The 25,662-nt window shown below is 74.8% G+C and carries 20 protein-coding genes; 14 read left to right on the top strand and 6 right to left on the bottom strand.

Annotated elements, in window-relative coordinates:
* Window positions 1–165 precede the first annotated feature (165 nt).
* Window positions 166–627 (bottom strand): MarR family winged helix-turn-helix transcriptional regulator, encoded by a 462-nt coding sequence (locus HUT16_RS06725; protein ID WP_176186408.1) that lies wholly within the window; start codon window positions 625–627, stop codon window positions 166–168.
* Window positions 628–738: 111 nt separating this feature from the next.
* Between HUT16_RS06725 and HUT16_RS06720 the strand changes: the two genes are divergently transcribed.
* From HUT16_RS06720 to HUT16_RS06700, 5 genes are all read left to right on the top strand, one after another.
* On the top strand, window positions 739–2,199 hold the full coding sequence (locus tag HUT16_RS06720) for an MFS transporter (protein WP_176186406.1): 1,461 nt from the start codon (window positions 739–741) through the stop codon (window positions 2,197–2,199).
* 284 nt (window positions 2,200–2,483) lie between these two features.
* Complete coding sequence (locus HUT16_RS06715) at window positions 2,484–3,548, top strand: DUF2804 domain-containing protein (RefSeq protein ID WP_176186404.1); 1,065 nt, start codon at window positions 2,484–2,486, stop codon at window positions 3,546–3,548.
* Window positions 3,545–4,009, top strand: a complete 465-nt coding sequence (locus tag HUT16_RS06710) for a hypothetical protein (RefSeq protein WP_254897670.1) — start codon at window positions 3,545–3,547, stop codon at window positions 4,007–4,009. The genes HUT16_RS06715 and HUT16_RS06710 overlap by 4 nt, the downstream gene beginning before the upstream one ends.
* Window positions 4,006–4,740, top strand: coding sequence for a hypothetical protein (locus HUT16_RS06705; protein ID WP_176186402.1), 735 nt, complete (start codon window positions 4,006–4,008; stop codon window positions 4,738–4,740). The genes HUT16_RS06710 and HUT16_RS06705 overlap by 4 nt, the downstream gene beginning before the upstream one ends.
* Window positions 4,741–4,750: 10 nt before the next feature.
* A complete protein-coding gene (locus HUT16_RS06700; protein ID WP_176186400.1) occupies window positions 4,751–5,197 on the top strand; it encodes an SUKH-4 family immunity protein in 447 nt (148 codons plus the stop codon).
* An 18-nt stretch (window positions 5,198–5,215) separates the two neighbouring features.
* Here the strand turns inward: HUT16_RS06700 and HUT16_RS06695 are convergent, their stop codons facing one another.
* The 4 genes from HUT16_RS06695 to HUT16_RS06685 all read right to left on the bottom strand — a co-directional run bounded on the left by HUT16_RS06695 (window position 5,216) and on the right by HUT16_RS06685 (window position 8,183).
* Window positions 5,216–5,815 carry a hypothetical protein gene (locus HUT16_RS06695; protein WP_176186398.1) on the bottom strand — a complete coding sequence of 200 codons (600 nt, stop codon included), beginning with the start codon at window positions 5,813–5,815 and terminating at the stop codon, window positions 5,216–5,218.
* A 243-nt stretch (window positions 5,816–6,058) separates the two neighbouring features.
* Window positions 6,059–6,184 carry a hypothetical protein gene (locus HUT16_RS39125; protein ID WP_303392065.1) on the bottom strand — a complete coding sequence of 42 codons (126 nt, stop codon included), beginning with the start codon at window positions 6,182–6,184 and terminating at the stop codon, window positions 6,059–6,061.
* 188 nt (window positions 6,185–6,372) lie between these two features.
* Window positions 6,373–6,927 carry a GNAT family N-acetyltransferase gene (locus HUT16_RS06690; RefSeq protein WP_176186396.1) on the bottom strand — a complete coding sequence of 185 codons (555 nt, stop codon included), beginning with the start codon at window positions 6,925–6,927 and terminating at the stop codon, window positions 6,373–6,375.
* An 11-nt stretch (window positions 6,928–6,938) separates the two neighbouring features.
* Window positions 6,939–8,183, bottom strand: coding sequence for a hypothetical protein (locus tag HUT16_RS06685; protein WP_254897669.1), 1,245 nt, complete (start codon window positions 8,181–8,183; stop codon window positions 6,939–6,941).
* Window positions 8,184–8,542: 359 nt separating this feature from the next.
* On the opposite strand from HUT16_RS06685, the gene HUT16_RS06680 reads away from it, so the two are divergent.
* The 9 genes from HUT16_RS06680 to HUT16_RS06640 all read left to right on the top strand — a co-directional run bounded on the left by HUT16_RS06680 (window position 8,543) and on the right by HUT16_RS06640 (window position 22,762).
* Entirely contained in the window at window positions 8,543–9,847 is a 1,305-nt protein-coding gene (locus HUT16_RS06680; RefSeq protein ID WP_176186392.1) for an aspartate aminotransferase family protein, read from the top strand.
* A 46-nt stretch (window positions 9,848–9,893) separates the two neighbouring features.
* Window positions 9,894–11,135, top strand: a complete 1,242-nt coding sequence (locus HUT16_RS06675) for a hypothetical protein (protein WP_176186390.1) — start codon at window positions 9,894–9,896, stop codon at window positions 11,133–11,135.
* Window positions 11,129–11,596, top strand: a complete 468-nt coding sequence (locus tag HUT16_RS06670) for a GNAT family N-acetyltransferase (protein ID WP_176186388.1) — start codon at window positions 11,129–11,131, stop codon at window positions 11,594–11,596. The genes HUT16_RS06675 and HUT16_RS06670 overlap by 7 nt, the downstream gene beginning before the upstream one ends.
* A 103-nt stretch (window positions 11,597–11,699) precedes the next feature.
* On the top strand, window positions 11,700–13,019 hold the full coding sequence (locus HUT16_RS06665) for a UDP-glucose/GDP-mannose dehydrogenase family protein (protein ID WP_176186386.1): 1,320 nt from the start codon (window positions 11,700–11,702) through the stop codon (window positions 13,017–13,019).
* A gap of 198 nt (window positions 13,020–13,217) precedes the next feature.
* Window positions 13,218–13,745: an NUDIX domain-containing protein gene (locus HUT16_RS06660; RefSeq protein ID WP_176186384.1), complete on the top strand. Its 528-nt coding sequence runs from the start codon at window positions 13,218–13,220 to the stop codon at window positions 13,743–13,745.
* A gap of 404 nt (window positions 13,746–14,149) precedes the next feature.
* Entirely contained in the window at window positions 14,150–15,076 is a 927-nt protein-coding gene (locus tag HUT16_RS06655; protein ID WP_176186382.1) for a CPBP family glutamic-type intramembrane protease, read from the top strand.
* A 536-nt stretch (window positions 15,077–15,612) separates the two neighbouring features.
* Complete coding sequence (locus HUT16_RS06650) at window positions 15,613–17,172, top strand: hypothetical protein (protein ID WP_176186380.1); 1,560 nt, start codon at window positions 15,613–15,615, stop codon at window positions 17,170–17,172.
* 103 nt (window positions 17,173–17,275) lie between these two features.
* Entirely contained in the window at window positions 17,276–18,157 is an 882-nt protein-coding gene (locus HUT16_RS06645; protein WP_176186378.1) for a hypothetical protein, read from the top strand.
* A 57-nt stretch (window positions 18,158–18,214) separates the two neighbouring features.
* Window positions 18,215–22,762: a hypothetical protein gene (locus tag HUT16_RS06640; protein WP_176186376.1), complete on the top strand. Its 4,548-nt coding sequence runs from the start codon at window positions 18,215–18,217 to the stop codon at window positions 22,760–22,762.
* A 91-nt stretch (window positions 22,763–22,853) separates the two neighbouring features.
* Here the strand turns inward: HUT16_RS06640 and HUT16_RS06635 are convergent, their stop codons facing one another.
* Complete coding sequence (locus tag HUT16_RS06635; protein WP_254898256.1) at window positions 22,854–25,658, bottom strand: SGNH hydrolase domain-containing protein; 2,805 nt, start codon at window positions 25,656–25,658, stop codon at window positions 22,854–22,856.
* Between the last annotated feature and the right edge of the window lie 4 nt (window positions 25,659–25,662).

Here is a 25,662-nt window from a genome sequence, read left to right as displayed (position 1 = left end):
GGTCGCGGACCGGCGGTACGAGGGCCACCCGCTCGGCGCAACGCCCGCCGGGGGAGCGGCGGGCGGCGGGGGTTGACGGGCCGTCCGGGCGGCCGGGCCCCCGCGCGGGGGCGGGCCGGGCAGGGGCGGGCCGGGCAGGGTCGGGCGGGGGCGGGCCGAGCCGGGTCAGCCGCGCGGCCAGGGGCGGCCCTGGATCCGTTCGATGTCGCGGTTGAAGCGTTCCAGCACCTCGGCGAACTCGGCCAGGTCCTCGGACGTCCAGTCGGTGACCACCCGGGACAGGCCCTCGACCGACCAGTCGCGGTCCTGCCGCAGCCGGCGCAGGCCCTCCTCGGTGATCCGCAGCTTGCGGGCGACTCCGCCGTCCGGGTCCGGGATGCGGTCGACCAGGCCGGCCCGCAGCATCGCGGCGGTCTGCCGGTTGACGGTGGAGGTGTCCAGCCCGAAGGCCTCGGCCAGCTGGCCGATGGTCAGCGGGCCCTCGGTCTCGATCCGGCTGAGCAGGGTGTACGCGCTGCGCTCCAAGGCGTCGGGGCCGCCGTTGGTACGGGCGGTGGCGAGCACCTGGTGACGGGCGAGCAGCATCATTTCCCGTTCGATCAGGGCGAGTTCCTTGTCGCGCCGCATGCTCCTCCGTCCCTTGCGTCACTTTTCGGCAGCATATCCCGCGAGGGTGCCATATGTATGGTACACATTGTGTGCATCATGCATATCTAGTCGAAGAGATGGAAGTACCCCATGAGTCAGGCACGCACCGGCCCCATCGTCGGAGTGCTCGCCGGCGCGGGCATCGTGGTCTCGCTGATGCAGACCCTGGTCGTCCCGCTGATCCCGGACCTGCCGAACCTGCTCCACACCACGGCCGCCAACGCGTCCTGGGCGATCACCGCCACCCTGCTGGCCGGTGCCGTCGCCACCCCGGTGCTCGGCCGACTCGGCGACATGTACGGCAAGCGCCGCATCCTGCTCGCCAGCCTCACCATGCTCGTCATCGGCTCGCTGGTCTGCGGCCTCAGCAGCTCGCTCGCCCCGATGGTGATCGGCCGCGCCCTCCAGGGCGTCGGCGCCGGTGTCATCCCGCTCGGCATCAGCATCATGCGCGACGAACTGCCGCCGCAGAAGCTCGGCTCCTCGATGGCGCTGATGAGCTCCTCGCTCGGCATCGGCGGCGCGTTCGGCCTGCCGCTGTCCGCCGTCATCGCCCAGAACGCCAGCTGGCACGCGCTGTTCTGGATCTCCGCCGCGCTCGGTGCGGTGGTCGCCGCCGCCGTGTTCCTCCTCGTTCCCGAGTCCCCGGTCCGCTCCGGCGGCCGCTTCGACGTCGTCGGCGCGATCGGGCTCACCATCGGACTGGTCGCCCTGCTGCTCACCATCTCCAAGGGCAGCGACTGGGGCTGGGGCTCCGGCACCACCCTGGGCATGCTGGCCGTCGCCGTCGTGGTCCTCCCGGTCTGGGGCTGGTGGGAGCTGCGCACCGAGCAGCCGCTGGTCGACCTGCGCACCAGCGCCCGCCGCCAGGTGCTGATGACCAACCTGGCCTCCGTGGTGATCGGCTTCGCGATGTACGCGATGAGCCTGGTCTCCCCGCAGTTGCTCCAGCTGCCCACCGCCACCGGCTACGGCCTCGGCCAGTCGATGGTCGCCGCCGGCCTGTGGATGGCCCCCGCCGGCCTGGTCATGATGCTGCTCTCGCCGGTCTCCGCCAAGCTCTCCAAGGCCAAGGGGCCCAAGGTCTCGCTGCTGGTCGGCGCCGTCATCATCACCGGCGGCTACCTCTCCGCGCTCGCCCTGATGGGCCACGCCTGGGGCGTGCTGGTCTTCTCCTGCCTGATCAGCGGCGGCATCGCGTTCGCCTACGCGGCCATGCCCGCGCTGATCATGGGCGCGGTCCCGGTCTCCGAGACCGCCGCCGCCAACGGCCTCAACACCCTGATGCGCTCCATCGGCACCTCCAGCTCCTCCGCCGTCATCGGCGTGGTGCTGGCCCACATGACCACCGACTTCGGCGGCCACGCGCTGCCCTCGGAGAGCGGCTTCCGCACCGCCTTCATGATCGGCGCGGGCGCCGCCGTGGCGGCCGCCCTGGTCACCCTCGCCATCCCGGGCGTCCGCCGCGCGGTCGCCGGGGCCGCGGGCCGGAACGGCTCGCAGGGCGGCGCCGCGCAGGGCGCCGTCACCGAGGGCGCTGCCGCGAAGTAGCCCGCTCCGCGCAGTGGCCCGCTCCGCGCAGTGGCTCCTCCCGGCCCGTGCTCGCCCCCGTTCTGCTTCCGGCGGGCCGTTCGTCCCTGCGGGGAGGAACGGCCCGCCGTGCTTTCCGGAGCGGTTCGTCTACGCGTAGACGAACGGCGGGCGGCGTTCCGCGGGGGAGGGTTCGTCTACGCGTAGACGAACCGCCGACGGGGTTCCGCGACGGAGGGTTCATCTACGCGTAGACGAACCGCCGACCGTGGCTTTCCCGCTGGTCGCGGCAGTAGGGTGCGCGGATGGCGACCCACGAGCGAGAGATCACCGCCCCCGCCGACCTGTGCCGTCCCGACGGGCGGCTGGACCGCGACGCCGTCGGCTGGTCGCGGACCCCGCTGCACCGCGGCAACCTGCGCGGCTGGGGGCGCACCAAGCGCTGGGAGTACTGGTGCGTCACCACGCCCACCCACCTGCTCGCGCTCACCGTCAGCGACCTGGACTTCCTCACCCTCGACAGCGCGTACTTCCTCTCCTGGGACGAGCACGGCGTCCTGGAGGAGCACGAGCGCACCGCGCTCGCCCCCGGCCTCCCGACCCGGCGCACCGCCTTCCCCGAGGGCATCGCCGGTTCCGGCGGCCCGCACGGCGCCGACCTCACCGTCGGCCCGGAGCGGCCCGGCCGCCGCCGGGTCCGGATCTCGATCAGCCACGAACCCGGCGGCACCCGGCTGCGTGCCCGCGCCCTGACCGCCGACCTGCGCCCGCTGGAGGCCGACCTGCTGGTCGCGCTGCCCGACGGCCACGAGACCCTGTCGGTGGTCGTCCCCTGGAACGTCAAGCGCTTCCAGTACACCTCCAAGCACACCGCCCGCCCGGCCACCGGCACCGTCCGGCTCGGCGACCGCACGTACGACTTCGGGGACGACGCCTGGGGCGTGCTCGACCACGGCCGGGGACGCTGGCCGCGCTCGCTCGGCTGGAACTGGGGCGCCGCGTCCGGCCGCACCGGCGGGCACACGGTGGGCCTCCAGTTCGGCGGCCAGTGGACCGTCGGCACCGGAAGCACCGAGAACGCGCTGTGCGTGGACGGCCGCCTCACCAAGATCGGCACCGAGCTGGACTGGCGCTACGACCTCGCCGCCCCGCTCGCCCCCTGGCGGATCACCACCCCCGGCAGCGACCTGGTCGACCTCACCTTCACCCCCTTCCACGACCGCCGCACCCGCACCGAGGCCGGCCTGATCGCCAACCGCACCGACCAGTGCTTCGGCCGCTACTCCGGCACCGTCCGCACCGACGACGGCCTGCGGGTCGCGGTGGACGGGCTGCTGGGCTGGGCCGAGGACGTCCGGATGCGCTGGTGACCGCGCCCGCCACGCCCGCCGTGCCCGTCCCGCCCCCCACGTGCCCCGTGCACGGCCCCGGCCCCGACCTCACCGCCCTGGTCGGCCGCCAGCTGACCGGCGTGGTCGCGTCCTGGTACTCCTACGAGGGCGAGCGCGCCGCCGACCCCGTGGTGGTCTGGCTGCGCGACGACCGCGGCGGCTGCACCTTCGTCGCCACCGGCAGCGACTGGTGCCTGATCGTCGCCGACGAGCAGCCGCACGCCGACGTCGACCTGGGCGAGTGGGGCCGCCTCGACGTCCGCGACGCCCCCGACGGAACCCCCTTCGCCCCGCACCTCGGCCACCCCGTCCTGGCCGTCCGCCAGGAACACGCCCCGCACACCGGCCGCACCGCCCTCGAACTCGACTTCCCGGGCGGCACCGTCCGCTGCGAGTCCTGGGACGGCGACCTCCGCCTGACGGCGACCGGAGACCCGTGACGACCGAACTCCCGCACCACCGCGCCCTGCTGGCGGCCGTGGACTGGCCTTCGCTGGAGGTCCCGCACCCGACGGAGCGACTGGACGCGGCGCTGCTGGCCCGGATGACCGACCCCGACCCGGCCGAGCGGGCCCGGGCCGCCGAGGCGGTGTTCTCCCTGGTCGACCACCAGGAGACCGGCTACGGGGCGACCCCGTGGGTGGCCCGCTACGTGGCGGCGGCCCTGCGGCACCCGGACGTCCTCGCGGGGCCGCCGTCCTGCCGGGCCGGGCTGCTGCGGTGGATCGCGCGGACGGCGGACGACGCGGAGGAGGCCCGGACGGCGGCCGCGTTCTGGGGGACGGCGGAGGACGAGGAGCACCCGCCGCTGCGGGAGTTCCGGGCGCTGCGGCCCGAACTGTTCGCCGCCGTCCGCCCGTTCCTCACCGACGGGCACCCCGACGTCCGAGCGGCCGCCCTGTTCGCCGCGCTCCCGCTGTCCGAGCACCCGGAGCTGGCCGGGCACCACCCCGAGCTGGTCGGCCACGCCGAGAGCTTCCTCGCCGCCTCCACCGACCGCTACCGCCGCGGCCGGGTCCTCGGCGCCCTGCGCCGCCGGGGCCGGGACACCGCCGCGCTGGAGACCGCCGAGGACCGGGCGGCCCGGGAGGAGCACCTCCGTCGGCTGGCCGACTTCAGGGCCAGGGGGTACGGCGTGCCCTCGCTCCGACCTGTCCGTCGGCGGCGGTAGCGTCCCCCGCATGGACGACACCGAGCTGGACGCGTTGACCCTCGCCTGTGCCGGCGTGCTGCCCTACCCCGGGCGGTGGCAGGAGGCGCCGTACGAGGAGCGGGAGGTGGACGGGGAGCGGTACTGCCTGATCGCCGTCGACGCCGGGGTGAGCGCGATCGGGGTGCGGGCCGACGGCGGGCCGGTGGTGGTGCTGCCGGAGGAGGAGGGGGAGCCGGGTCTGCTGAACTCCGGGCCGGGGCAGTTGCTCGCCTTCCTGGAGCTGTACCGGGCGGCCGCGGCGGAGGCCGAGCGGTACGAGGCGGGCGAGGAGCTGGACGAGGCGCTGGCGGCGGCGGAGGCGCTGACGGACGCGCTGCTGGCCCGGTTCGCGGCGGTGGACCCGGCGGCGGTGGCGGACGAGAACGCGTACTGGTGCATCGCCGCCGAGGAGCTGGGCTACGCGATGGACAGCTGAACCCCCGCGGCGGGGTGCTCAGGGGCAGGGCACGGTGCGGGCGAAGTCGTGGTGGGCGGTGACGGCCTGCTGCCACTCCAGGGTGCGGATCAGGCGGTGGACGATCAGCAGCGGGACGATGCCGACCACGCCGAAGGACATGTCGACGCACTGCCAGAACAGGGGTATGCCGCGCAGCGGGCCGCAGACCAGGGCGAGCGGGATGACGCCGCCGCAGGCGAGCATCGCCCAGCGGACCACCCAGACGTTGCGGACCGGGTCGCGCAGCGGGCCCCAGAAGGCGGCGGCGATCACCAGGTGGGCGAAGGCGAGCCAGTCGGTGCCGTAGGCGAGGAAGGGGTGGCTGCCGTAGCCGTCGGCGACGCCGTCGCGGACGCGGTGGACCCAGGCGTCCAGGGCCGGGAGCGCGGTGTCCAGGCCGGTGGCGTCGAGCAGGCGGGCCAGCAGGGAGGTCTCGGTCTGCAGCGGGAAGGCGGTGAGGCCGCTGAGGGCCAGGCAGACGATGAACAGCCACAGCCAGCGCCTGATCCGGCGGCGGACGAGGGCGGTGTCGGTGGCGGGTGCGGAATCCGGTCCGGCGGTGGTGGAACCGGCCGGGACGACTGCGGTGTCGGACATGGAGGGACCCCCTCATGACGCGGGTGCCGGAGACGGCACACGGTGTCGCGGGAAGGACTCTAGACCTGAATTTGAACGCGTTCAACATGCGGGGACAGGCCTCCCTCTAGGTTCCGGATCTTGATGTCAGACGGCACTGTCCGGAGCTGCTGCCTGCAGATAGTCCGCGCGGCCTGTCGGGATTGCCGGTCCGCGTGGGTGTGTCGGATCCTTCGTTGCCATGTGACGGTCGGTGCCCGCGTGTCAGGGCTGCAGCAGCACCTCCTGCTCGTGCAGCGCGGTGCAGATGAGGCCAGGGAGGTCGTCGCCTTCGGTGACGGTCTGGAAGGGCTCCAGCGCGAAGGCGGAGAGCGTACGGGTCGCGGCCATCGGTTGCTCCGGTGGACGGTGGCCGGGCGGTCATCCAATTCGGCTTGGGCGGTGGCGAGTTGGCGGGCTCGTTGTCCGGGTTCGGCCGGTTGGGCGGTGGTGAGCCAGTGCCGGACGCGGTCGACAGTTCATGTCCGAGGACAGGCCCCGCAGAACGGGTGGGCCGCACACCCTTGTCCTGACCTGGATCAGAAGCCGGTCCGTAGCAGCAGAAGGTCGAGGGCTGGCCCGTCGGGTCCGGCTGCGTAGGGCCCGGCGTACCGGTAGCCGAGGTGGTCGTAGAGGCGGCGGGCGGGGCCTTGGCCGGGCATGGCGAGCAGGGACACCCACCGGGTGCTCAGCGCGGCGACGAGGGCGTTGTGGATGTCGGCACCGATACCCCGTCCTTGCCAGCCGGGGCGGACGGCGAGTTCGCAGATCCCGGCCAGCGAGTCGGTGTCGCGGGCCTCGGGGGTGATGGCCGGCAGGAGGTCTTCGCCGTACCAGTAGGTGGGGGTGCAGCGGAAGCCGTAGCCGTAGCCGACGACCTGGCCGGCGGCGTAGGCGGCGATGAGGGTGAACTCGTCGCGGCGGGCGTGGCCGGTGATCTGGCGGCGGAGCGTCTCGGGGGTGAAGCCGGCCTGGGCCACGTCGGCGTGGTCGGCGTGGGCTTCGGTCCAGATGTCGACGAGGGTGTCGAGCAGGGTCGCGGTGTCGCTGGCGCCGTAGCGCCGCAGGGCGAGGGGGGTGGCCGATTCGGTCAAGGCGGTGTCCTTCAGGCGGCGGGGACGGCGGTGCGGTAGGCGTCCAGGTACTCGGCGACGCAGGGAACGCCTCGGTGGGGGGTGAGCGTTCCGGCAACCGAGCGCAGGGAGCGCAGCAGCCGGGCGGAGCGGACGGCGGTCAGGTGCGCGAGGGCGCGGTGGCCGGCGTCGGTGGCGGCGTCGAGGTCGGGTCGGGGTCGGTGGGCGTGGTGCAGGGCGATATCGGCGGTGTAGAGGGACCGGTTGCGCGGGTGGCCGTCGCCGAAGAGCATCACGGTCTGCTCGGCGCCCGCCGCGGCGCGGTCGTGCTGGCCGAGGTCGGCGCGGCACAGCGACTCCAGCCCGGCCAGCTCGGCGGTGACGAAGAAGGCCAGCCAGGCGGGGTCGGCGTCCCGGGGCCCCTTCTCGTAGAGGCGGTACGCCCGCACGATCGCGGTCTCGGCCTGCGCGCGGTCGCCCTGCAGCGCCCAGCCGCGGGCCTCGCGCAGTGCCAGCAGCGCCAGCCAGCGAGGTGATCCGAGTCCCGCGGCCGCGCGCTGCGCGACCTGGGCGGTGCTGACGGCCTCGCGGGGGCGGCCGGTGGCGTGGGCCAGCAGGGACATGCACGCGAAGCTGTGCGCTTCGAGTCCCGGGTCGTCGGCTTGGCGGGCGCTGGTCAGGGCCTCGGTGTAGAGGGAGCGGGCGTCGGCGGCGCGGCCGGCATCCAACGCGAGCCAGCCGGCGGCGACGGACAGCATGCCGGTGGCGATGTGGAGTTGGCGGCCGAGGTGCTCGCTGTAGCGGCCGCGGGCGAGCCAGGTGTGCGCGGTGTGGAGCGCCGCGGTGGCCTGCTGGCCGAGGTCGGCGGACCCGTGGTCGCGGTCCTGGGCGTACAGGCGCTGCTCGGCGTCCAGCAGCGCCTGCAGATGCTCGGAGGTCAGGGCCGGGGCGGCCCCGTGTGCTGCCGGAGCGGCTGCGGCGAGCAGGGCCGCCCCGGTGCCGAGGACGAAGGTGCGGCGGATCAAGGGGGCGGCTCCTGCCTGGTGCTGAGCGTCGGCCACCGGTCGTTTGGGTCTTGCCCGGTGCGCCGGGTTCTTGAAGCCGAGCTCGACCGCGGTCCGGCCGGTCACCTTGTGCAGCAGGCGCCGGTACTTGGCGTGGGGCCACGCGGTGGCGCCGTCCTCCCAGGTGGCCAGGGTGCGGACCACCAGGTCGACCGGCTCCTCGAACTCGATCGACTTGCGGACCAGGAACTCCACCGCCTCGGCCCGGCTCATGCCCCACTCGACTTCCCGGACCCGGCGCAGTGCTTCGTTCGGTGCCCCCACGCGATCGCCCCCGACGCAGTAGCTCTTCTTCTGGCAGAAGGTAGCGAAGCAGACACGCAACGCGACAGTGTCGGAGGTGCGGAAATTCGGATGACGGAGCCGTCCTTCATCGAAATTTCCGCCGTTCTGACATCGCGTCAGCACTCCCCGAGGCGCTTTCCTGGCCACACCCCGGCCGCCGCCGGACCGTCGCCGGACCCCAGCGGCCGGTCTGACGCCCGCGGCCCTGCCGGGCCGGCACGAACATCACCTCGGCCGCGGACGGCTGCCCTGCACCCGCCCGCGCCCCCTCGGGAGAGGACACCTTCATGAAGTCGTACCCCGCCCGCCTGCCCGACCGCAGGCGGCTGCTGACGTCCACCCGGCCCCTGCCGGACTTCGAGGTCGTCGGATCGGACGGCCCGTGGCTGCTGCGCGCCGACGGCACCCGGATCTTCGACGGCTCCAGCGGCCTGCTGTGCGCCAACGTCGGGCAGAGCAGCCCCAAGGTCCTCGCCCGCATCGAGGAGCAGTTCACCAAGTACACCTTCGGCGGCGCGGCCGTCGTCCAGCCGCACCTGCAGTTGGAGCTGACGGAGCGCCTGTGCCGGGCCGTCGGCCGCCCCGACGACTCCGTCGCGCTGGTCACCTGCGGCACGCTCGGCGTCGAGGTCGCCGTCGGCCTGGCCCGCAGCATCGCCCGCGCCCGCGGCGGCAAGACCCGAGGCGACGTCCTGACCTGCGACCTGAGCTATCACGGGATGAGCGCCTACACCCTCGCCCTGGCCGGCAACCACGCCCGCCGCCCCCGGCCCGAGGACGCGCTGGGCCTCGGCCCGGCCTTCCCCGCCCCCTACCCGCCGACCCACCTGCACACCGAAGGCCGGGCCTGCACCGCCGACTGCGCGGAGGAGGTCGCGAAGGCGATCGACGCCCGCGGCGCGCGCAACGTCGCCGCCGTCCTGCTGGAGCCGGTCAACGGCACCACCGGCGGCGCCCACGTCCCCCCGGATGGCTACCTGCGCCGCGTACAGGAGATCTGCCGCGCCCGGGACGTCCTGGTGATCCACGACGAGGTCCTCACCGGGCTGTGGCGCACCGGCCCCGTGCTGGCCGGCCGGCGCTGGGACGGCGTCGAGCCGGACCTCGTGATCCTGTCCAAGGGGCTGGGCGCCGGATACACCCCGGTCGCGGCAGTGCTGGTGGCACCCGAACTCGCGCCGCTGCTGCGCCACCAGGACGCGGACCCGCTGCCCGCGATGGGCACGATGGCCGCCCACCCGCTCATGGCCGCCGCCTGCCTGGGCGTCCTGGACGAGCTGGAGGCCCTCGACCACGACGCGCTGCGCGCCCGCGGCGATCGGCTCGGCCAGGCCCTGCGCTGCCTGGCCGGCCTGCCCGGCGTGCGGGAGGTGCGCGGCGTGGGCCACCTGTACGGCGTGGAGCTCACCCCGGGCCTGCTGTGGCCCCTGCTCCAGCAGACCGAGCAGCGCGGGGTGTTCCTCTACCCGTTCACCGGGGCGGGCGAGCCGCGCTCCGAGGGGCTGGTCGTCGCCCCGCCGCTGACCTCCACCGACGAGCACCTGGAATTCCTCACCGCGGCGCTCGCCGACGCGGTGCACGCCCTGAACTGACACCCCGGCCGGGCGCGCCCCGGCCGCATCCTCCGAGGAGAGCACCGTGCTGCTGCCCCACCCCGTACTCGACTCCCTGACCCCCGAGCAGTCCGCCGCCTGGCACCAGTACTTCGCGCCGGAGCCGGGCGGACGCCGCCCCTCCGTCGAGGAGGGCATCTGGCGGCGCACCCAGGACCCGCGCAACGCCGAGCAGTCCGGCTGGAGCGAGGACGAGAGCGGCCGGCGCCGCGTCGTCCACTACCGCCTCCACTACGACCTCGACCAGACCCAGCCGATGGACCGCCTGGTGATGGCCGAGCTGTACCTGGCCGTCTCCTGGCTCGCCCCGGCCGCCGAGGTCGCCGCCCACCGCCGCGACCTGGAGCGGTGGCTGGCCGAGGGCCGCTGGCGGGCGGGCGACGACACCGACCCGCGCTGGCGCCGCGGCGACCTGTACGCCGCCATCACCGAGCACGACGTCCACCCGCAGGACGAGCGGGCCGGACGCGACACCCCGGCCGGCTTCCGCTCGATCGACGTCACCGTCGAATCCGTCGACTACACCCTGCCCCGGGCCTCCCGGAACCTGCCCTGGGACGTGCTGGCCGGCGGGATGCGCGTCAAGGAGCAGCGCGGCGCCCCGCAGTACGCCGCCGACCTGTCCGGGCTGCTGGAGCACCTGCCGTTCGTGGTGGAGGCCGGCTGCGGGACCAGCATCGAGGCCGGCGTGCAGCCGCTGCACTGGCTGCACGAGGTCTACCGGGTCACCGAACGGCGCGGCAACGACCTCACCCAGGGCTACCGCTTCACCATGGCCCCCGCCCAGGACACCCTGATCCAGGAGCTGCTGACCGGCACCGAGCGCAAGGTCGACGACATGGTGGCGATGTTCCGCGCCCTGTTCCAGGCCGAGCCGACCGGCGCGCACCGCACCCTCAAGGCGCTCTACGACGCCGGCCACGCCGTCGGGCCCGTCGCCACCCACAACTTCGACCGGCTCTTCGCCCGCACCGGGATCCCCGAGGCGTTCATGCGCCGCTACGACCAGCGCACCCCGCACATGCACTACCCGGCCGGCGCCCGCGCCCTGCTGGTGATCGGCCTGCACGCCGACCGGCGCGAGGTCCAGGCCCGCGCCCGCAAGCTCGGCCTGAAGGTCTTCTACCTGGACACCGAGGGCGTCACCGAGAACGGCGTCCACAAGGAGTACCTGATCGAGGGCGCCCGCGAGGGCGACGTCATCGTGCGCTGCGAGGCGATCCCCGCCCTGCGGCGCCTGGCCGAACTCCTGGACGTCAAGTGCTGAGCGCCCGGCGGGCGAGGGCCGCCGACGCCGCCGAGCTCGCCCGCCTGGGCGCCGCCCTCGTCCAGGCGCCGGGGCAGTGGACCACCCGCCTCGACGCCTTCCATCGCGACCACGCCGACAGCGACGACCACCCCGCGTTCGTCATCGGCGGCCCCGACCGGCTCATCGCGTGCGCGGCCGCCACCATCACCCGCTCCGTCCCCGGCCCCGACCACCTCGGCCTCTACGCCCACATCCACACCGTCTACACCGCGCCCGACTTCCGGCGCCGCGGCTGCGCCCGCACCGCCGTGCAGGCCCTGCTGGACTTCCTCACCGCGCAGGGCTGCGGCCTGATCACCCTCAACGCCACCGACGACGGAGCGCCGCTCTACCGCGCTCTCGGCTTCATGCCCAACGGGCGGGCGATGCGCCTTATCCAGGCCCGCCCCACCCCCTGGAACCGGCCCCGCCAGCCGTGAACAAGTGATCGAACTCTCTTGTGCCACAAGAGAGTTGAATCCGCGATACCGTCGGGTGGTGCGCCGGGGACGGCGCGCCACCCGACCGGACAAGGACCCCTTCATGCGCGTTTCCGTGATCGGCTGCGGTCACCTCGGCATCCCGCACGCGGCGGCGATGGCCGAACTCGGCCACGAGGTCATCGGCGTGGACGTCGACCAGGCCAAGGTCGAACGCCTCAACGCCGGCCAGTGCCCGATCTACGAGGACGGCCTGCCGGAACTGCTGGCCCGCCACACCGCCAGCGGCCGCCTGCGCTTCACCACCGACATCACCGAAGCCGCCGCGTTCGCCGACCTGCACTTCGTGGGCGTCGGCACCCCGATCGACGCCGACGGCCGCTCCTACGACACCGCCCAGGTCTTCGGCGCGATCCGCCAGCTCGCCCCGCACCTGGTGCGGCCCTGCACCATCGTCGGGAAGTCCACCGTCACCGTGGGCACCACCGCCAAGGTCACCGAACTCGCCCAGCGCCTCGCCCCGGCCGGGGAGGCGGTCGAGGTCGTCTGGAACCCGGAGTTCCTGCGCGAGGGCCACGCGGTGGAGGACACCCTGCGCCCCGACCGCCTCATCGCCGGAGTCTGGAACACCGAGGGCGAGAAGGCCATCCGCGCCGTCTACGCCCAGATCATCGACACCGGCGTGCCCCTGTTCGTCTGCGACCCGCCCACCGCCGAACTCGCCAAGGGCGCCGCCAACACCTTCCTCGGCCTCAAGATCAGCTTCATCAATGCCGTCGCCGACATGTGCGACGCTGCGGGCGCCGACGTCTCCAAGATCGTGGACATCCTCGGCATCGACCCCCGCATCGGCGCGGCCGGCATGCGCCCCGGCATCGGCTACGGCGGCGGCTGCCTCCCCAAGGACGTCCGCGCCTTCACCGCATCCGCCCGCACCCTCGGCGCCGACCGGGCCGCCGACCTGCTGCTCGCCGCCGAGCGCATCAACGAGGACCGCGCCGCCACCGCGATGGCCCTCATCACCCGCGCTCTCGGCCGCCCGCTCAAGGGCGCCAAGGTCACCGTGCTCGGCGCCGCCTTCAAGCCCGGCACCAACGACGTCCGCGAATCCCCGGCCCTCGCCCTCGCCCAGGCCCTGGAGAGCGCCGGAGCCGCCGTCACCGTCCACGACCCGCAGGCCATCCCCACCGCCGTGCAGCGCAACCCCGAACTCGACTACGCCGACGACCTGCCCGCCGCCCTCAGCGGCGCCGACGCCGTCGTCCTGGCCACCGAGTGGCCCCAGTACCGGCAGGCCAACCCGCAGGACCTCGTCGGCCACCCCGCCACCGCGCTGCTCGTCGACTGCCGCACCACCGTGGACCCCGACCTCTGGCGCGCGGCGGGCTGGACCGTCCACCAGCTCGGCCGCCCCGGCAAGTAACGGCCGGCCGCAGTACGACAACGGGGCGCCGGAAGCCGCCGGCAGGTGGCTTCCGGCGCCCCGCCGTGTTCCCGGCGGCGCGGCCGCCAGCGGCCCCACTCTGCAGTTGCACCCCGAGCCGGAGCACTGCCGATACCGTGGGCCTCCCAGGCGCACGAGACCTCGCCGCCCGTGCGCAGGCCGGACGAGGGAGACGCAATGGCCTGGCTGCCGCCCGCCGAGTACGTGAAAACCGTCGAGAACGCCACCGTATTCGGCTGCTTCTACTTCACCGACACCGTCGGCCGCCACCTCGCGATGCGCTCCCGCCCCGACTCCGACTTCTGGGGCTGGCCCGGCGGCAACGTGGAAAAGGGCGAAGAGCCCCTGGAAACCGCCGTCCGCGAGTGCCTGGAGGAAACCGGCATCGACCTGCAGGTGGCGAACCCGGGCCTCGTACAGCAGCCCCGGCTGCTGGCCGTCATGTTCAGCGGCCCCGGCGTCGCATGGCCGCTGGCCAAGATCGGATTCGTCTTCGACGGAGGTGAGCTGACGGACCAGCAGCTCGACAGCATCGTCCTGGACCCCGAGGAGCACACCGAGTGGAGAGTGCTCCCGATCGCCGAGTGGGCCGACCTGATGAGCCCGCAGGAGCACAGCCGCCTCGTACAGGTCGACTCCGCCCGCCGGACCGGCACGGCGGCCTACCTGCCCTTCGACGGAAGCCGTTCATCTGGACGCCGGTGATGATTACCACCGGTCCGTAGACAGGGTTGCCGATTCGGGCGCAGGTCGACGGCTGCGGGACGGCCGGCGAAGGTTCGTTGGGGAGCGACTGCGTATTGCAACCCGCGTTGCGAAGCCGTACGGTGGCACCCCACCCGGCCTCCCCGTCCCTGCCGGCCACCCGGTCCGGCTCGGCCCCGAGCGCGACGTCTCCGCCTGGCGCACCGTCTAGGACTGGCTGCCGTACCTGCAACCCCTGCAGGTGCCCTGGTTCGACTCGATCACCACTACCCACCGGCCCGGCACCGCCCGCATCTTCTCCGACGGCGAACCGATGACCTGACACGGCCCTCCTGCGGCCATCGCCGTTGCAGGCTGCCGAACCTGGCGCCCCACCCGACGGCGCGCCGCACGAAAGGGCGGACATGCCGATCGCCCGACGCCTGCTCGCGGCCCTGCCCGTACGGACACCTCTGCCGCCGCCCCGCGCCCGGGGAACCGCCCGCGGCATCGTCTGGATCTACGCCCTCCCGTTCGCGATCCTCTACATGCTCCTCACCATCGTCTCGGCCTGGCCGGGCGCGCAGCGGGCCGCCGCCGGTGCCACCACGGCCGCCGCCACCGCGTCCGAACCCGCGGTGCTGCGGGAAGCAGCCCTGTGGCTGCTGCTGTCGGTACCGGTGTGGCTCCTGCTGGGCATGGCCGAGCGCGCCCCCTCCGTCGGGCTGCGGCGTATGGCGCCCCGTCAACTGGCTGCCGCGTCCTGCGCGGTGTTCTGCCTGGCCGAGGCCCCGATGTTCCTGCTGGGCACGGCCTTCGAGTTCGTCCGCGCGCACTCCCCGGCGGTGGCCGCCCACTCCGGCAGCAACGCGGGCAGCACCCTGCTGGGCAGCATCTCCGCCTCCGCGGCGGCCGGAGTGAGCGAGGAGATCGTCGTCATGGTCCTGCCCGCTCTGGCCGTCTGGCGCTTCGCACCGCGAGCCACCGGCACCCGGCAGCGCCGCCTGGGCACCGCCGCGCTGCTCCTCGTGCTGGTGGCGGCGCGGCTGTCGTACCACTTGGAGTACGGCCTGGCGATCGTCTCGCTGGTCCTCTGGTCGGCCGTGAGCGTGCTGCTGTACCTGCGCTCTCGGGCAATCCTCCCCATCATGATCGCTCACGCGGTCTACGACATAGCGCTCATCCCGGTCAACCGGGTCGGCGCCCAGCACGGCCTCGCGGCGGCGACCGCGGTGTTCGCGGTGCCGGCCGCCTTGGTGCTGGCGGGGGCGCTGCTGACCGGCAGAGCGCCTCGCCAAGTCGCCGTCGACGCCCCGGTCGGCGAGCATCCCGCCGGGGCCGTGGAGCGCTAGCCGTTCCTGGAACCGAAGACCGTCCCGGCACCCGGCCGCAATGCCATTGATCGTCACACTGGCGGTCAACGCGGCGCTGACGCTGCCGGACAGCGCGGCGCTGCGGGCGCTGGTGGTCGTGGTGGCGACGTCTGGAGCTGCTGTCTGCAGGTAGTCCGGGTGGCCTGTCGGGATTGCCGGTCCGCGGGGGTGTGTCGGATCCTTCGTTGCCATGTGGCGGTCGGTGCCTGCGTGTCAGGGCTGCTGCCGTGTCTCGAAGGCCAACCGGAGGCTTTCCGGGCTGGTGCCGAGGGCGTGTGCTGCGGCGGCCAGCAGTCTGCTCGGGCTCCACACTGCTGGTCCGCAGGCCCACCCCGCCGCCAACCCGGTGATGACCACCCGGACGGGTGGCGACTCTGACCTGCCGATCCGCTCAGCATGTCGAATCCGACTTCTTGGCGACATCGCGGCGCGGACTTCGACAACGAGACGCGGACCCTGCACTCCCGAAAGGGGCTTTTCGGACCTGTCAGGGGAAAGCCCTAATCTTGTCCCCCGTGACCGCCATCGCAGACCAGCCCACCCGGCCCGCCCCCGGCCCGGCCGCCGACGAGGGACTCGCCCGCCGGCTCAAGGCGCTGGCGTGCACCGCCCCGCTGCACGACCTGGACAGCCGCAAGGTCAACCTGGCCGGCGAGTACGCCTCGTACACCATGGCCGAGGTCGGCCTCGCCGCGATCGACCTGGTCACGCTCAACATGGACTTCGACACCGGCGCCGACCGGGACCTCGTGCTGGCCCGGCTGCTGCCCCGGATCGCCGCCCAGAACCCCGGCCGGGCCGGTGCCGAGCACGAGCGGGTCGCCCGCTGGGTGCTGGAGTCGCTGATCAACGTCGGCAGCGTCGACCGCGGCTTCCGCGCCGTCTACGGCACCTTCGGCCCGGACGGCGAGTACACCCGCCGCGACTACGACTTCAAGCTGATCGAGGAGGTCCCCGGCCAGGACGGCGGGGTCTACCTGCGCACCACCGACGAGGCCGTCAACGTGCTGGTCGGCGCCCTCGACACCGACGTGACCTCGGCCCAGATCGCCGCCGAGGTCAAGCTGGAGGTGCTGATCCGCCGCGGCCGCCTCGCCGACGCCCAGCTCGCCGCCGAGCAGGCCCGCTACCGCACCGTCCAGTACGCCGAGACGCTGCGCCGCGCCCTGGAGGCCACCCGGCGCAACGTCCGCGCGGTCGACTGGATGGAGACCGTCCCCGACCTGATCGACGAGGCGCTCGACCACATCGCCGACCGCTACCGGCACGAGAACGCGATCCTCACCAACATCCGCAAGGCCCGCGACGAGAGCATCGACGCCGAGCACAAGCGCCGCGCCGCCGAACTCGTCGACATCGTCAAGGACTGCATCCGCCGCCACACCCAGTTGCAGACCCGCCTGCTGGAGGCCGGCCCGCTGTTCCGCGCCGAACAGGACCGGCAGGCCTTCGCCGCGCCCGCCGCGCGCAGCGGCATCGACCTGTACGGCCAGCTGCTCGCCCCCGTGCTCACCCTGCCGCTCGGCGACGCCACCCGGCCCACCGACGCGTTCTTCGCCCGCGCCACCGGCCTGCGCACTCCCGTCTCGGTCCGGGTCGCCGACCTGGTCGACCTGCTGCTCACCCCGCCGGTCGAACGCGAGCACCTCGGCGCCGAGCTCCCCGAACCCGACCTGGTCGCCACCCCCGACGACAGCCGGTTCTCCGAGGCCCAGCTCGAAGCCGCCCTCGACCTGCTCGACCTGCCCGCCGACGCCCCCCGCCGGCTCTCCGGCCTGCTCGCCGACGCCCGCCGCCGGGCCCGCGACCTCGACGAGGAGGAGGACCGGGACGGCGACGAACTCGCCTACCTGGTCGCCCTGCTCGCCGTGCACGCGGCCAGCCCGCCGGTCGGCACCGCCTACCGGCAGGGTGAGGAGCGGCTGCTGTTCGCCGTCGACGACGGCACCCGGCTGGACGACCCGGGCTTCGGCGGCGCCGACCTGATCGTCGGCAGCGCCCTGCTGGACGCCGCGGGCATGGCCGCCGACCGCAAGGACGCCAAGAGCGCCAGGGACGCCGGGGGCGCCGGGTGACCCGCGACCACCGAGACCACCGCGACGAGCACGACCACCGCGGCAAGCACGACGAGCACGACGAGCACGACGAGCACGACCACCGCACCGAAGGAGCCCTCGGATGACCACCACCAGCGAGGCGTGGACACCGCCCGAGGGCGAACCGGCCCCCGCCGCCCCCGCGCCGATCAGCCCGGCGGACGTCGCCGAGGCCGCCCGGCTGGTCTCCTTCGGCCTCCAGGCCAAGCTGCTGCCCGCCCGGGACGCCGAGTACGGCGAACTGGTCCGCCGCTACCGGGAGGACCCGCCGTTCGGCCGGCTCGCCGACGCCGTCGCCACCGGCATGGGCCTGGTCGTGCTGGAGGTCTCCGCCCGGGCCGGGATGGCCGTCGCCGCCGCCGAGGACTCGGTGTTCGCCGTCCGGATGGGCGACTACTCGCGACGCGCCGCCGCCGAGTCCACCGACCGCTTCCTGCACGGCCTGGCCCACCTCGCGGTCGCCGCGCTCGCCTTCCCCCGCCCCGAGGACCTCGCCGACGACGGCTACCTCGGCCGGGTCACCGTCAACGGCGTGGACGCCTTCGTCCGGCAGGCCTGCCGCCGCCTGGAGGAGCGCGCCGAGGCCGAGGGCGCCAACACCGACCCGGCCAGCGACGCCCCCGGCCTGGAAGCCGCCTGGCGGGTCTGGGCCCGCCGCTCCGCGACCGGCGCCACCAAGGACGCCCGCCGGCTGGCCGGCTCCACCACCGGCATCGTCTCCAAGGCGGTGTCCTTCCTGGTCGACTCCGGCTTCCTGCAGAAGACCTCCGACGACTCCGGCGGCACCTACCGCACCACCGCCCGCTACCAGTTGCAGGTCCGCGACCTGGCCGGCGGCGCCGCGATGGCCGAACTCCTCGACCTGGGCGTCGTCCCGGTCAGCGACGGCACCCCCACCCTGGCCCCGCCCGACGAGAGCGACGAGCTGGTGGCCGACGCCGGCCTGCCGTTCCACGCCCTCTGACCCGTCCCAAGAAGCTCCGCCACCGCAGCTGCAACCGCTCCAGGAGAACCACCGCACATGTACGAGCTGAACCGGGTCCGCCTGTACTCGATCGGACCGGCGGGCGCCCGCTACGCCGACACGGTGCTCGACCTGCGCGGAGTCGGCGAGCCGGTGCCCGAGCCGCAGCCGCAGCAGATCGGCCTGTTCGGCGAGGAGCCCGAGGGCCCGCAGCGCCGCCCCGCGCCCGCCGGCGTGCTGTTCCTGGAGAACGGCGGCGGCAAGTCCGTCCTGCTCAAGCTGATCTTCTCGGTGATGCTGCCCGGCCACCGCAACACCCTGGGCGGCGCCTCCTCCGGCGTGCTGCGCAAGTTCCTGCTCGCCGACGACTGCGGCCACGTCGCCCTGGAGTGGCAGCACACCGTCACCGGCGAACTCATCGTGGTCGGCAAGGTCAGCGAGTGGCGCGGCCGCCAGGTCTCCTCCGACCCGCGCAAGTTCGCCGAACTCTGGTACTCCTTCCGCCCCGGCCCCGGCCTCACCCTGGACGGCCTGCCGGTCGCCGAGCGGCCCGCCCTCACCGGCGACCAGCAGGCCCGCGGCCGCCGCCGCACCATGAAGGGCTTCCGCGACGCGCTCACCGAGGCCGCCAAGGCGCAGCCGCACCTCGACGTCACCTTCGAGGAGATCCACGACCGCTGGATCGAGCACCTCGGCGCCCTCGGCCTCGACCCCGAACTCTTCCGCTACCAGCGCGAGATGAACGCCGACGAGGGCGAGGCGGCCGGCCTGTTCGCGGTCCGGGGCGACGCCGACTTCACCGACCTGCTGCTGCGCGCCGTCACCGACACCCGGGACACCGACGGCCTCGCCGACCTGGTCCACGGCTTCGCCGCCAAGCTCGGCCGCCGCGCCGAACTCACCGCCGAACGCGACTTCACCGCCGGCTCGGTCGACCTGTTGCAGCGCATCGTCGACGCCACCGCCGCCCGCGAGACCGTCCGCGAGGGCCACCGGGCCGCCGAGCGGCGCACCCGCAAGCTGGCGCTGTCGCTCGCCGCCCGCTCCGCCGTCGAACGCGACCGCGTCCACGACCTGGCCGTCGAGGTCGCCGCCGCCGCGGGCGCCGTCACCGCCGCCGAGACCGACCGCACCCGGCACTCGCTGATCGTCTCCGAGCTCACCTACCGGCACGCCACCCTCGGCCTGGAGGCGGCCACCGCCGGAGCTGCCCGGCTGCGCCGCGAACTCACCGACGCCCGCGCCCAGTCCGCCGCCTGGCAGGCCGCCGAGGCCGTCCTGCGGCACCGCGCCGCCGCCGACCGGGCCGGCCGGGTCGCCGCCGCCATCCGCGAGGCCGAACTCGACGCCGCCCCCGCCCTCGCCGCCCGCGACCGCGCCGCCGGCGCCCTCGCCCGCGCCCTGGAGACCGCCGCCGCGCACGCCGAGACCCGCGCCGACCAGGAGGAACTGCGGGCCGGCGAACTCCAGGAGGACGGCGCCACCGCCCAGGCCGAGGCCACCGCCGCCGCCACCGCCGCCCAGAAGGCCCGCTCCGAGGCCGAGCACCTGCGCCAGCGCCTCACCGAGGTCGAGCAGGAGACCGCCGCCGCCGTCGAGGCCGGCTGGATCGACGACTCCGGCGCCGAACCCGACCCGGCCCGCGCCGCCCTGCACGCCGCCGACGCCGGGGCCGCCGCCACCGAGGCCCTGGAGCGGGCCCGCACCGCCGCCGAGCACGGCGCCGTCCGGGTCCGCGAAGCTGCCGCCGCCGAGGCCCGGGCCGAACTCGCCGCCGCCCGCGCCGCCGACGCCCGCACCGCCGCCGACCGCGCCCTGGCCGCCGAACAGCGCACCGCCGCGCAGCTCGCCGCCGAACCCCGGCTCGCCGAACTGCTCTCCCTGACGCCCTACCAGGACGGCGCCGAGGAGACCGAGGGCTTCCTCACCCCCCGCGGCCTCGACGCCTGCGCCGAGGACCTGCGCGAACTGCTCGACCAGTCCGTGGCCACCGCCGAGCGCACCCTGTTCGACCTGCGCACCGCCGCCGCCGACGACTCCCGCATCCTCGCCGCCCTCGGCGACGGCGGCCTGCTGCCGCCCGGCCCCGACGTCCTCGCCACCGTCGAGCACCTCGGCGAACAGGGCATCCCCGCCCTGCCCGGCTGGCGCTACCTCGCCCAGTCCGTCGACCCCGCCGACCACGACGCCATCCTCGCCGCCCGCCCCGAACTCGTCGACGGCGTCGTCGTCACCGACCCCGCCTCGCTGGAGCGGGCCCGCGAGGCGCTGGCCGCCGCCGCCCTGCTGCCGCGCTCCACCGTCGCCGTCGGCACCGCCGCCGCGCTGATCGCCCCGATCGAGGGCGAGCCCGCGTACTTCCTGGTGCCGCCCAACCCGGCCATGCACAACGAGACCGCCGCCGACGACGAGCGCCGCGAACTGCGCGCCCGCGCCACCGCCCGCGAGGAGCACATCCGCGAACTCGCCGCCCGCCTCGGCGGCGACCGCGCCCTCGCCGCCCGGCTCGCCTCCTGGCACGCCAGCTGCCCGCCCGGCACCCTCGCCGAACTCGCCGAGAGCGCCGCCGCGGCCGCCCTGCGCGCCGAGACCACCGCCGCCGAACTCGCCACCCTGCGCGCCGACCACGCCGACGCCGACACCGAGCACCAGGCCGCCGCCGCCCGCCACGAGGAGTGCCGGGAGGCCGCCCAGCGCGCCCGCCGCCGCGCCGACGCCCTCGAAGGGCTCGCCTTCCGGCTGCGCGAACGCGCCAACTGGACCCGCCGCCTGCGCGAACTCGCCGACGACGCCGTCGAGTGCGAACGCCGCCAGGCCCAGTGCGCCGAACGCGCCCGCACCTGCGACGAGGATCGCCGGGCCGCCCAGCGCGCCGCCGACGACGCCCGCCGCACCGCCCGCACCCTGCGCGGCGAACGCGCCGAGATCGCCGCCGTCGGCGCCGCCCCCGAGCCGGAGCAGCTCGCCCCCGCCTCGCTGCCCGCCCTGCGCGAGGCCTACCGGGCCGCCGCCCAGCTCTACGAGAAGGTCGGCGTCGGCGCCGACCTGCGCGCCGAACAGGCCCGCGCCGAGAGCGACGAGACCGCCGCCGCCGCCGAACTCCAGCGCCTCAGCAACAAGGTCAAGGCCCGCGCCGAGGAGCTCCTCGCCAGCCCCGACGGCGCCGACGGCCCCGCCCGGCAGGCCGCCGCCGCCCGCGCCGAGGAACTCGTCGCCCTCATCGAGGCCCGCGCCGACGCCGCCTCCGAGGAGGTCGGCCGACTGCGCGGCGACGCCGAACGCTCCGCCCCGGCGAACGGCGAGGCGCACACCGAACTGCCCGAGGACCTGCTCCCCGCCGACCCCGAGCACGCCCAGGCCCTGCTGCGCACCGCCACCGCGCTGCTCGCCGAGCGCCGCGAACGCGTCGACCTCGCCCGCACCGAGCACGCCGACCTCCAGCGGACGCTGGACCAGGCGCAGGCCGCCGCCGGGGACTTCGAGGAACTCGCCGGACAGCTTCGCGACGCGCTGCGCGACAACGGCGAGGAGACCGATCCCGAAGCCGACGCCTACCTCGGCTCGCTGGCCGCCGCCCGGGCCGCCGTCACCGACACCCGGCGCGCCATGCGCACCGCCGCCACCGAGCTCACCGGCGCCGAACTCGCCGTCCGGGACGCCGCCGACGCCCTCGTCCGGCACGCCAACGCCGCCCGCTACGAGGCCGTCCGCACCCCCGCCCGGCAGCAGATCCGCGAGCTGCCCGCCGCCGCGCTGCCCGACCACGCCGCCGCCTGGGCCGCCGCGTTCGCGCCCCGGCTGCGCGTCCTCACCGACGAACTCGCCCAGCTGGAACGCAACCGCTCCTCCATCGTCGACCGCCTGCGCGGCCTGGTCGAGACCTCGCTCGGCACCCTGCGCGCCGCCCAGCGGCTCTCCCGGCTCCCCGAGGGCCTCGGCGAGTGGTCGGGCCAGGAGTTCCTCCGGATCCGCTTCGAGGACCCGGACCACGCCGTCCTGGTCGAGCGGCTCGGCGAGGTCATCGACGAGGCCACCCGCTCCGCCGTCAAGAAGAACTCCGACCTGCGCCGCGACGGCATGTCGCTGCTGCTGCGCGGCGTCGCCGCCGCGATCGGCCCCAAGGGCGTCTCGGTCGAGATCCTCAAGCCGGACGCAGTGCTGCGCGCCGAGCGCGTCTCGGTCGGCCAGATGTCGGACGTCTTCTCCGGCGGCCAGCTGCTCACCGCCGCCATCGCCCTGTACTGCACGATGGCCGCGCTGCGCGCCAACGACCGCGGCCAGTCCCAGCTGCGGCACGCCGGCACGCTGTTCCTCGACAACCCGATCGGCCGCGCCAACGCGACCTACCTGCTGGAGCTCCAGCGCGCCGTCGCCGACGCGCTCGGCGTCCAGCTCATCTACACCACCGGCCTGTTCGACACCACCGCGCTGGCCGAGTTCCCGCTGGTCATCCGGCTGCGCAACGACGCCGACCTGCGGGCCGGCCTGAAGTACATCTCGGTGGAGGAGCACCTGCGCCCCGGCCTCCCGGCCCCGCAGGACCCGGACGGGCCGGCCGTCCACGGCGAGATCACCGCGACGCGGATGTTCCGCAAGCCGGAGTAGGCGCAACGCGAGGACCGCGGCACGGTGCAACCGGCGCACTGTGCCGCGGTCCTGCGGGTGGCGCGCGGCGGGCCGCGCGGTCCCGCCGGTCCTACTGCCGTGTGGAGACGGTGACCGAGGCGACCTTCATCGGGTGGCCCGGTTCCGTCGCCGCCGTGGGCGAACTGCCGTACGCGGCCGGGAGGTTGCCGCCGACGGCGACGTTCAGGATCAGGAAGATCCCGTGGTGGACGGCCTGGTCCCAGGCGGCCGGGTCGACCTGGTCGGCGGTCACCTGGAAGTACTCCCGGCCGTCCCGCAGCCAGCGGACCCGTTCCGGGCTGGCCGAGCGGTCGATCTCGACGGCGTAGGTGTGGAAGGCGCCCCAGCAGTCCGCGCACGGCTGTTCGCCGGAGCCCAGGCCGTTCGGCTCCTGGCACGGCCCGCCGGGGGTGGTGCCGCAGTGCAGGGTGCCGAACACGCCGCGGGCGCCGACGGATTCCAGGACGTCCAGCTCGCCGACGCCGGGCCAGCCGGTGTAGCCGTCGCGGAGCTTGCCGCCGAGCGCCCAGAACGCGGGCCAGTAGCCGGCCGCGGCCGGGCCGTGCACGTCGGGCAGCGCCACCTCGGCCTCCACCCGCAGGACCCCGCCCGCCGGGGCGGCCAGGTCGGCCCGCCGGGACTCGATCCGCCCGGAGGACCAGCGGCCGGCCGCGTCCCGGGTGGGCGTGATCTCCAGCGCGCCCCTGCCGTCCAGGCGGACGTTCGCGGCGGAGTCGGTCATGGTCTCCACCTCGCCGGTGCCCCACTGCGGGGCCGGGCAGCCGGGGTAGCAGGTGCCCAGGTCGTACTGCCAGGTCGCGGCGTCCGGCCGGCTGCCGGCCGGGCCGTCGAACTCGTCGTGCAGCAGGGTGGTCCAGCCGGTGCCGAACACGCCCTGCTCGGTGAGGAGCCGGTCGAGCCGCGGGGTGAGGACCACGGCCGCGGCGTTGGTCAGGTGCGAGTCGTCGCGGTACAGCAGCACGTGCTCCAGGACGGCCGGGCAGCTGCGCCCGCTCGCCGGGCAGAGCACCGAGTTGACCTCGACGGTCTTGACGCCGGGGAGCCTCCCGGCGGCGATCTCCTCGGCCAGCGGGTCGGCGTACAGGCCCTCGGCGCGCGGGAAGTCGCAGGCGGAGGTGGTGTCCGGGTGCCCGGAGACGCAGGCCGGGACGTCCCGGCCGGGGTTCGGGGTGTCCTGCAGGTAGACGATCGGGACGCCCAGCTCCCGCAGCGGGGCGAGGGTCTGCTGCCAGCCGTCCAGCAGCGCGGCCCGGTCGGCGGTGTAGCGGTTGAGCGTGGAGACCACGATCAGCTTGGGCTTCGGCCCGTCCTTCAGCCTGGTCAGGGCGTTCGCCCGCCAGGTGTCGCACTCGTGGTAGGTGCGGCCCAACTGCGGGTTGGTGACCGTGATCCCGGGCAGCGGGCAGCCCTGCTTGACCAGCTCCTCGACGGACAGGTGGTGCTGGGCGGCGATGCCGAGCAGCGCGGAGAACCACTGGCCGGCGTGCGAGTCGCCGAGCAGCACGATCCGGTCGTCGCCGGTGCCGAAGCGGCACGGCGGGCTGGTGGTGTCGGCCGGGTCCACCTCGCAGGCGCCGTCCGGCGGGAAGTCCTGCCGGGCCTGGACGGGGTTGGGCACGGTCGGCGCGTGCGGGGGCGGCGCGGCGGCCAGCAGGCTGCTGCCGGTGCGGGCGCCCGGCGGCAGGCCGGACGGGTCCGGCGGCGTGGCCGGGCCCAGGTTGCGGATGGTGCCGGAGCCGACGACCAGCGCCAGCAGCACCGGGAAGACCACCGCGGTCAGGCCCAGCGACAGCCCGCGGCGCGGGATCTCGCCCAGCACCCGGCTGCGGCGCAGCGGCTGCTCCAGCCAGTGCAGCGCGGCGTACGCGGGCAGCGCGGCGGCGGCGGTGAGGGCGGCCTTGACGCCCCAGTGCAGGGTGCCCCAGTGCGCCTCGGCGAGGACCAGCACCGGCCAGTGCCACAGGTACAGGTTGTAGGAGAGTCGGCCGATCGCGCGCGGCGCGCCGAGCGACAGCGCCCGGCCGACCAGGTGGGTGCCGCCGGTGCCGGCCAGGATGATCGCGGCGGTGGCGGCGGTCGGCAGCAGCGCGGCGTACCCGGGGTAGGGGGTGTGCCCGTCGAACAGCAGCACCGCGGCGAGCACCCCGGCCAGGCCGCCCAGGCCCAGCAACTCCCTTACCAGCCTCGGTACTTCACGGATCGGCAGCAGGGCGACGACGGCGCCGGCGGCGAACTGCCAGGCCCGGGTCGGGGTGGAGAGGTAGGCGCCGGCGCTCCAGTGCAGGGAGAGCCAGAAGGAGCCGGCGCCGAGCAGCAGGGTCAGGCCGAGCAGGGTGCGGCGGCGCCAGGCCCAGCGGGCGGCGAGGGCCAGCAGCGGGGCCCACAGCAGGTAGAACTGCTCCTCGACGGCGAGCGACCAGAAGTGCAGCAGTGCGCTGGGGTCGCGGCCGGCCGCCAGGTAGTCGGTCTGCTCGGCGACGAAGCGCCAGTTGGCGACGGACAGCGCGGAGGCCAGGACGTCGCGCTCCAGGTCGGCGCGGCGCAGCGGAGCGGTGAGCAGGGCGCCGACGACGGCGACGGCGGCCAGCACGACGGCGGCCGAGGGCAGCAGCCGGCGGGCCCGGCGGGAGTAGAACTCGGCCAGCCGGACGCGTCCGTGCTGCGCGGTCTCGGTGCGCAGCAGGCCGGTGATCAGGTAGCCGGAGACGACGAAGAAGACGTCGACGCCGACGAAGCCGCCCGCGAAGCCGGGCACGGCGGCGTGGAAGGCGAGCACGGCGAGGACGGCGACGGCCCGCAGGCCCTCGATGTCGGGTCGGAACTTCGGCCGCTCGACCGGTGCTCGGTTCAGCACGACG

The organism is Kitasatospora sp. NA04385 (genome assembly GCF_013364235.1).
In the GTDB taxonomy this organism is placed as follows: Bacteria; Actinomycetota; Actinomycetes; order Streptomycetales; family Streptomycetaceae; genus Kitasatospora.
Note: the sequence above shows the minus strand (reverse complement) of the source record. Positions and strands in the feature narration are given on the sequence as shown.

What these genes read in the sequence shown, in the direction of transcription:
- HUT16_RS06700 (WP_176186400.1), top strand. Translation starts at nt 4,751, where the DNA reads ATGGACGACACCGAGCTGGACGCGTTGACCCTCGCCTGTGCCGGCGTG.
- HUT16_RS06725 (WP_176186408.1), bottom strand. Translation starts at nt 627, where the DNA reads ATGCGGCGCGACAAGGAACTCGCCCTGATCGAACGGGAAATGATGCTG.
- HUT16_RS06655 (WP_176186382.1), top strand. Translation starts at nt 14,150, where the DNA reads ATGCCGATCGCCCGACGCCTGCTCGCGGCCCTGCCCGTACGGACACCT.
- HUT16_RS06685 (WP_254897669.1), bottom strand. Translation starts at nt 8,183, where the DNA reads ATGAGCCGGGCCGAGGCGGTGGAGTTCCTGGTCCGCAAGTCGATCGAG.
- HUT16_RS06695 (WP_176186398.1), bottom strand. Translation starts at nt 5,815, where the DNA reads ATGTCCGACACCGCAGTCGTCCCGGCCGGTTCCACCACCGCCGGACCG.
- HUT16_RS06680 (WP_176186392.1), top strand. Translation starts at nt 8,543, where the DNA reads ATGAAGTCGTACCCCGCCCGCCTGCCCGACCGCAGGCGGCTGCTGACG.
- HUT16_RS06665 (WP_176186386.1), top strand. Translation starts at nt 11,700, where the DNA reads ATGCGCGTTTCCGTGATCGGCTGCGGTCACCTCGGCATCCCGCACGCG.
- HUT16_RS06720 (WP_176186406.1), top strand. Translation starts at nt 739, where the DNA reads ATGAGTCAGGCACGCACCGGCCCCATCGTCGGAGTGCTCGCCGGCGCG.
- HUT16_RS39125 (WP_303392065.1), bottom strand. Translation starts at nt 6,184, where the DNA reads ATGGCCGCGACCCGTACGCTCTCCGCCTTCGCGCTGGAGCCCTTCCAG.
- HUT16_RS06715 (WP_176186404.1), top strand. Translation starts at nt 2,484, where the DNA reads ATGGCGACCCACGAGCGAGAGATCACCGCCCCCGCCGACCTGTGCCGT.
- HUT16_RS06660 (WP_176186384.1), top strand. Translation starts at nt 13,218, where the DNA reads ATGGCCTGGCTGCCGCCCGCCGAGTACGTGAAAACCGTCGAGAACGCC.
- HUT16_RS06640 (WP_176186376.1), top strand. Translation starts at nt 18,215, where the DNA reads ATGTACGAGCTGAACCGGGTCCGCCTGTACTCGATCGGACCGGCGGGC.
- HUT16_RS06645 (WP_176186378.1), top strand. Translation starts at nt 17,276, where the DNA reads ATGACCACCACCAGCGAGGCGTGGACACCGCCCGAGGGCGAACCGGCC.